8 protein-coding genes are annotated in these 6,857 nt (G+C 67.6%); 5 read left to right on the top strand and 3 right to left on the bottom strand.

Annotation, left to right across the window (positions count from 1 at the left end; genetic code table 11):
• The 5 genes from J7024_RS12825 to J7024_RS12805 form a co-directional block, all read left to right on the top strand.
• A partial coding sequence (locus tag J7024_RS12825) for an efflux transporter outer membrane subunit (RefSeq protein ID WP_234745109.1) occupies positions 1 to 865 on the top strand: 865 nt, incomplete at its 5' end.
• Entirely contained in the window at positions 855 to 1,055 is a 201-nt protein-coding gene (locus tag J7024_RS12820) for a DUF1656 domain-containing protein (protein ID WP_124830864.1), read from the top strand. The genes J7024_RS12825 and J7024_RS12820, both read left to right, overlap by 11 nt.
• Before the next feature lie 28 nt (positions 1,056 to 1,083).
• A complete protein-coding gene (locus J7024_RS12815; RefSeq protein ID WP_124830865.1) occupies positions 1,084 to 1,989 on the top strand; it encodes an efflux RND transporter periplasmic adaptor subunit in 906 nt (301 codons plus the stop codon).
• Positions 1,990 to 2,344: 355 nt separating this feature from the next.
• Positions 2,345 to 2,647 carry a DUF3331 domain-containing protein gene (locus tag J7024_RS12810; RefSeq protein WP_124830866.1) on the top strand — a complete coding sequence of 101 codons (303 nt, stop codon included), beginning with the start codon at positions 2,345 to 2,347 and terminating at the stop codon, positions 2,645 to 2,647.
• Between the two features lie 256 nt (positions 2,648 to 2,903).
• Complete coding sequence (locus tag J7024_RS12805; protein ID WP_124830867.1) at positions 2,904 to 3,104, top strand: hypothetical protein; 201 nt, start codon at positions 2,904 to 2,906, stop codon at positions 3,102 to 3,104.
• A 39-nt stretch (positions 3,105 to 3,143) separates the two neighbouring features.
• Here the strand turns inward: J7024_RS12805 and J7024_RS12800 are convergent, their stop codons facing one another.
• From J7024_RS12800 to J7024_RS12790, 3 genes are all read right to left on the bottom strand, one after another.
• Positions 3,144 to 3,581 carry a nuclear transport factor 2 family protein gene (locus tag J7024_RS12800; protein ID WP_124830868.1) on the bottom strand — a complete coding sequence of 146 codons (438 nt, stop codon included), beginning with the start codon at positions 3,579 to 3,581 and terminating at the stop codon, positions 3,144 to 3,146.
• An 89-nt stretch (positions 3,582 to 3,670) separates the two neighbouring features.
• Entirely contained in the window at positions 3,671 to 4,651 is a 981-nt protein-coding gene (locus J7024_RS12795) for an NADPH:quinone oxidoreductase family protein (RefSeq protein ID WP_124830869.1), read from the bottom strand.
• A gap of 126 nt (positions 4,652 to 4,777) precedes the next feature.
• On the bottom strand, positions 4,778 to 6,607 hold the full coding sequence (locus J7024_RS12790; RefSeq protein ID WP_234745108.1) for an acyl-CoA dehydrogenase: 1,830 nt from the start codon (positions 6,605 to 6,607) through the stop codon (positions 4,778 to 4,780).
• Positions 6,608 to 6,857 lie beyond the last annotated feature (250 nt).

The following is a 6,857-nucleotide window of genomic DNA, read 5'->3' as shown; positions in this document are numbered from 1 at the left end:
GCGAGAGGTCGTCGCAAGCACGGACCCCCGCTATGGGGCGGGGCTCGCGGGCCGCTTCGGGCTCACGCAGGCGAATACGCAGGTGGCCACGACCCGCGCGCAGATCGAAGAGCTCGACCGGCAGATCGCGGTGCTGCGCAACGAACTGGCCGGCCTCACCGGACGCGGGCCTGGCGCCGGCGCGGCACCGACGCGCCCCGCGCTGCGGCTCGACGTGCCGGTGGCGCTGCCCGCGAACCTGCCGGCCGACCTCGTCGGCCATCGGCCCGACATCAGCGCCGCGCGCTGGCGCGTCGAAGCGATGGCCAAGGGGATTCACGCCGCGCACGCCGACTTCTATCCGAACATCGACCTGATCGCGAGCGCGGGGCTCGCGTCCGCGGCATTCGGCGGCTTCTTCACGTTCATCAACAACGATGCGATGACGCACGGCTTCGGCGCAGCCGTTTCGCTACCGATCTTCGACGGCGGCGCGCGCCAGGGCCGTTACGGCGTCGCGGTCGCCGACTACGACCTCGCGGTCGAGACCTACAACGAGGCCGTCCTCGCGGCGTTTCGCGACGTCGCCGACCAGGTCGTGTCGCTGCAGTCGCTCGCGCAACAGCAGGTCGACATTGCGGCCGCGAACGCGTCCGCGCAACGTGCGTTCGACTATGCGACACAGGGTTATCGCGCGGGGCTCACGGATTACCTGAACGTGCTGTCGACCCAAACGGAACTGCTGCAGGCGCAGCAGGCGCTAGCGAACGTACGCGCCGCGCGTCTCGACGCTTGGGCGCAACTGATGGCAGCGCTTGGCGGCGGTGTCGAACCGACGGGCGACGAAGTCGCCCGGCCGCCGCAAGGAGCGTCCGATGTTCGCTGAATTTCCGTTCGCTTCGTTGCTGGTGCCCGGACTTCTGCCCGTGCTCGTCGGCTGCGGCGTCGCATTCTGGATCGTCGACCGCGTATTCGCGCGCGCCGGACTCTACCGGCACGTGTGGCATCCGGCGTTGTTCCGCGTGTCCGTGTTCTTGTGCCTGTTCTGCGGCGTCGGCCTGCTGCTGGCCGGTTGATGGATCATCCCTTTCGTACCGAGTCAACATGCGTGCCCAAACCTCTTTCCGCGTGGCGGTCACCCTCCTGCTGTTCGTCGCTGCCGTGCTGCTCGCCCACGCGCTGTGGAATCGCTACATGTATGCGCCATGGACGCGCGATGGCCGCGTTCGCGCCAAGGTCATCAATATTGCGCCCGACGTATCGGGCATCGTGACCGACGTGCGGGTTGCCGACAATCAGCAGGTCCATCGCGGCGACGTGCTGTTTCGCATCGATGCCGAGCGCTTTCGCTATGCGCTCGCGCAATCCGACGCGCAGGTTGCCCTGCGCAAGGCCGAGCTCGACATGCGCCGGCAGCAGGCGTCGCGCCGCGCGCAGCTCGACAGCGCGGTGATCTCGGCCGAAGTGCGCGAGGACGCCGGGTCGGCCGCGCGGCAGGCGCAGGCCAACTACGATGCGGCGCTCGCCACGCGCGACGTCGCGCGCCTGAATCTCGCGCGCAGCGAAATCCGCGCGCCGGTCGACGGCTACATCACGAACCTGAACCTGTACCCGGGCGACTATGCGACCGCGGGTGTCGCGCGCCTCGCGCTGATCGACGCGCATTCGTACTGGGTTTACGGCTATTTCGAGGAAACCAAGCTGCCGCAGGTACACGTCGGCGATCCGGCGGAAATCCGGCTGCTCGCGGGTGGCCCGTCGCTGACCGGGCATGTCGAAAGCGTCGCGCGCGGCATCAGCGATCGCGACAATCCGGCCGGCTCCACGCTGCTCGCCGACGTCAACCCGATCTTCACGTGGGTGCGGCTTGCGCAGCGCGTGCCGGTCCGCATCCGGCTGGACGGCGTGCCGCCCGACCGCTTCCTCGCGGCGGGGACGACCTGCACGGTCACGCTGCGTCCGGCGCGGCACGCGGCGGCAAACAACGCGCCGCGGAATGCGCATCCGTGATGGTGCGGCCCCGCTCCCGCATGCACACGCACCAGTGTTCGATATCGGGCAACACCGTGTTCTGCGCGGCACGCCTTCCGGCCTCGAGGCCTGCGCTCTTACACTGGGCATTCCGGCAATCCGCGGCAATCGTTCATCTCGACGCCCGTCCGTCAGTGAAGCCCGCACCGGCCGCGTCATCGCGCGGCCCCGATCGATCCCGGCCGACGCGATCGTCGTTGGCCGGCAGGAGGCTCGCAATGACATTCAATATAACTAACGACTCCTAGTGTCTCGTCGGGCAGCCGACGCAGCACCGCTCGTCGCTGCGCGACGCGAACCGGTCCCGAACCGTTCACCCTTGAGGCCACCAATCATGCTGATTCTCTCTTCCGTCGGGATTGCGCCGCGTGCATCGGCACCCGGGCGCAGCGTGATTCAGGTCACGCTGCTCGAGTGGTCGCACGAATCGCTGCTCGTGCGCTGGGTCGAAAGTGGCCGCCTGCACTACGGCGAACAGAAATGGCGGCGTGCGCTCGCGCGGCGGGACGGCCGATGCGCGTATTCAGGTCGCGCAATCGCTCAGGGCGAAGCCGTGTTTCGTCCGACCGGGCGACCGCGGCCCGCGAATCACCTCGCGATGATCGCGGCCGATGCGGTCGCGGCCCTCGATGCGTGACGCAGCGTCGACCTGGCGGAACGGTGCTTGCTTCATGCGCCCGTTTTTTCGACAAGTCGTTCGTAGTCCGCACACACCGTCACCGGATTCGTTGCCCGACAAGCGACAGTGCGTCACGCGCTTGCCTGCTTATCGTCCGATGCAATCGCGGGTATCTTCAACACATGCTGTCCGATCCCGGCAGCTTCGTCGGCATCGTGTATCGACCGGCCGTTCGTGCCGTCACGATCGCCACCGCCCGAAAAGGAAACCGATCATGGAATTCGTACTGGACCACTCGCTCGATGACGAGACCGCCCGCGCGGTCGAACATGAAATCTGGCGCGTCGACCCTGACGCAAAGGTCGAGATCGATCGCGCCACGTCGCACGTGAAGATCGAATCGTGGCTGTTCCCCGAGGAATTCGTCGTCGCGTTCGAGGATGCCGGCTACAACGTCAGGATCAGGAATCACTGACGCGCGCGGATCGGCACGAACGCAGCCGGCAACCGCCGCTCACCCGCCGACCTTGAACGCCGGAAGCTGCTGCCCGAGCCTCGCGCCCATTTCGGCGCCAAGCGCCTGCAGCGCATTGAACGGGCGAATCATCACCTCGAACTCGACGATCCGCCCATCGTCGTCGAAGCGGATCATGTCGATGCCCTTCAGCCGCTTGTCGCCGACCGTCGCGCTGAATTCCAGCACGACGCTCGTGCCGCCATCGCCGGCGAACTGGCGGTGGTATTCGAAGTTCTCGAGGATCGTGATCACCGTGCGCAGCGCCAGCAGCAGCGCGGGTGCCGGCCCATACGGCTTGAATGCCATCGGCGAGCGGAACACGGCGTCCGGATGAACGATCGTGTGCAACGCGCCGAAGTCCTTGTGTTCGATCATCGCGTGCCACGCATCGAGCGATTTCGCGGCGGCAGGTTGCAGATGCGATAGTGGTTGCATGCTCAACGACTCCGATAACGTCACGCAAAAAACACCGAACGGCGACGGCAAGCCGTCAGACTGCCGCCGCGCGCCTGATCCGGCGCGAATCACGCGTCCGGCAGAATCACCACCTTGCCCTTGACCCGTCGGTTCGCGATCCGCGCGATCGCATCGGCCGCGCCGGCGAGCGGCACGCGCTCGGTGATCGCGGGCCGTACCTTGCCGGCAGCGAACCATTGCGCGAGCTGCCGCATGTTCGCCACGTGCTGCGCCGGGTCGCGACGCACCGCGTCGCCCCAGAACACACCGAGAATGTCACGCTCCTTGAGCAGCACGAGGTTCAGCGCGATCTTCGGAATCTCGCCGGCAGCAAAACCGACCACGAGGAACCGGCCGCGCCATGCGGTCGCGCGCAGCGCCGCCTCGCTGTACGCGCCACCAACCGGATCGTAGACGACATCCGCGCCGCGTCCGCCGGTCAGTTCGTCGACGCGGCGCCGCAGGTCTTCCGTCGCATAGTCGATCGTGTCGTCGGCGCCGGCCTCGCGGCACAGCGCGAGTTTCTCCGCGCTCGATGCGGCCGCGATCACGCGCGCACCCAGCGCCTTCGCGATCTCGATCGCGGCCAGCCCGACGCCGCCCGCCGCACCCAGCACGAGCAGCGTCTCGCCCTGCTGCAGGCGCGCACGCTGCTGCAGCGCATGCAGCGACGTGCCGTAGGCCAGCACGAGTGCCGCACCCTGCTCGAAGGTCATCCCTGGCGGCAGCGCCGCGATCTGGTGCACGTCGGCCACGCATTGCTCGGCGAAGCCGCCGTGGCCCGTGAATGCAACCACTTCGTCTCCGGGTCGCCACTGGCCCACGCCGTCGCCGACCGCGTCGATCACGCCCGCGAATTCCGCACCGGGCGAGAATGGCAGCGCCGGCTTCACCTGGTACAGCCCCTGCACGATCAGCGCATCGGGAAAATTCAGCGACGCCGCCTTCACGCGAATCCGCACCTGGCCCGCAGCCGGCTCGGGAATCGCGACATCGTCGATACGCAGGCGGTCGATCGGGCCGAATGCGGTACACAAAAGGGCTTTCATGTTCTCGTCTCTCCTCGCGCGGCGTGGCCGCGTATCGATATGGCTGCGGGACGCACCCGCGCGATCGGTTCGCAACGCCGGCACCGCGGCCTGCATCGCGGCACCGTCATCCGTGCATCGCGACGCTCAGAACCACGCGTCGCGCATGTCGAGCGTCGTCGTATCGACGCTCGCCAGCAGATCGAGCTGCGCATCCACCTTCGGCAGCTCCCAGCGAAAGAAATAGCGCGCGGCCGCACGCTTGCCATCGTGGAAATCGTCGTCGCGCCCGTGCGCGGCAAGCGTCACGTCGAGCCACAGCCACGCAACGACGAGATGACCGAACGCCTCGAGATAGACGCTCGCGTTCGCCAGCCGTACCTGCGGATCGCCGAGCGCAGCCAATGCACGCGTGACGTCGACGAGCCGCGCCCAGCGCTGCGCGAGCGCATCGGCCTGTGTGCGCATCTCGCCGCCCGTTGCCCGCGCGCGTTCGACGGTCATGCCGATGCGCTCGTCGAGCGCCTGCAGCAGCGCCCCGTCGTCCTGCACGACCTTGCGGCCCAGCAGGTCGAGCGCCTGGATGCCGTGCGTGCCTTCGTGGATCGGGTTGAGACGATTGTCGCGATAGAACCGCTCGACCGGATAGTCGCGCGTGTAGCCATAGCCGCCGTGCACCTGGATCGCAAGATCGTTGGCCGCGACGCACCACTGCGACGGCCAGCTTTTCGCGATCGGCGTCAGGATGTCGAGCAGCCGCGCGGCATCGGCGCGCACTGCCGCGTCGGCATGTGCACGCGCTTCGTCGACCAGCCGCGCGCAGTACAGGATCAGCGCGAGCCCGCCCTCGACGTATGCCTTCTGCGCGAGCAGCATGCGCCGCACGTCCGGATGCGCGACGATCGGCGCCTGCGGCGCGGCCGCGTCCTTGCCGGACGGTCCGAGCGGACGGCCCTGCGGCCGGTTGCGCGCATAGTCGAGCGCGTGCAGGTAACCGGTGTAGCCGAGCGCCACCGCGCCCGCGCCGACGCCGATGCGCGCCTCGTTCATCATGTGGAACATGCAGGCGAGACCGTGATTCGGCTTGCCGACCAGATAGCCGATCGCACCGGCGCGCCCCTGCGGACGATGGCGCGTGCCTTCGCCGAAGTTCAGCAGACAGTTGGTCGTGCCGCGATAACCCATCTTGTGGTTCAACCCGGCGAGCACCACGTCGTTGTGCTCGCCGCGAGCGGCGCCGTCGTCGCCCGGCAAATACTTGGGGACGATGAACAGCGAAATGCCGCGCGTGCCAGGCTGGAGTTTGCCGTGTTCGTCGGGAATCTTCGCGAGCACGAGGTGAACGATGTTCTCCGCCAGTTCGTGCTCGCCGCCGGAAATCCACATCTTGTTGCCGGTGATCCGGTAGCGTGGGCCGAGCGGAGCGTCGCATTCGAAATCCGCACGCGTGACGATGTCGGACAACGACGAGCCAGCTTGCGGTTCGGACAGGCACATCGTGCCGAAGAAGCGCCCTTCCAGCTCGGGACGCGCGAACGCGTCGATCTGCTCGGGGCTGCCGTGCGCGAGCAGCAGGTTCGCATTCGCGACGGTGAGGAACGGATACGCGGCGGTCGCGATGTTAGCGGCCTGAAAGAACAGGAACGACGCGGCTTCGACGAGCTTCGGCAACCGCATCCCGCCGAAGGCTTCGTCCTGGCCGGCCGCGATCAGGCCGGCATCCGCGAAAGCCCGCACGGCCGGCGCGACTTCGGGAATCAGTGTCACGCGCTCGCCGTCGAACCGCGGCTCCTCGCGATCGCCGCGCGCCGCATGCGGCGCGAACAGGTCGGCAGCGATTCGCTCGCTCGTGTCGAGCACTGCATCGAACGTCTCGCGGCTGTGCTCCGCATAGCGCGGCAGCGCGGCGAGCGCTCCGGCATCGAGCCAGTCGTACAGCAGAAACGCGAGATCCCGACGCGACATCAACAGGCTCATCGTGACGCCCTCCGCGTGGCCCGCATTGCCGACGGCCGCCCATGCTCCGTCCGGTCGATCCGCGTGCGCTTGATCGATGCATGCTCCATCACGTCTGTCTCCTGTCGGGCGGTGCGCCGGCGCACCCGTTGGCTACGGTTGCCGGAACCGGATGATTGGGTCGGTGACTGCAAGTGCTGGCGGAAATTTAGCACGGTCGTTCTAAAACGACAATGCGTGAACCTTCGCATCGATCGACGCGCGGCGCGCG

Source organism: Burkholderia sp. WTPI3 (genome assembly GCF_021483755.1).
Taxonomy (GTDB): domain Bacteria; phylum Pseudomonadota; class Gammaproteobacteria; order Burkholderiales; family Burkholderiaceae; genus Burkholderia.
Note: the sequence above shows the minus strand (reverse complement) of the source record. Positions and strands in the feature narration are given on the sequence as shown.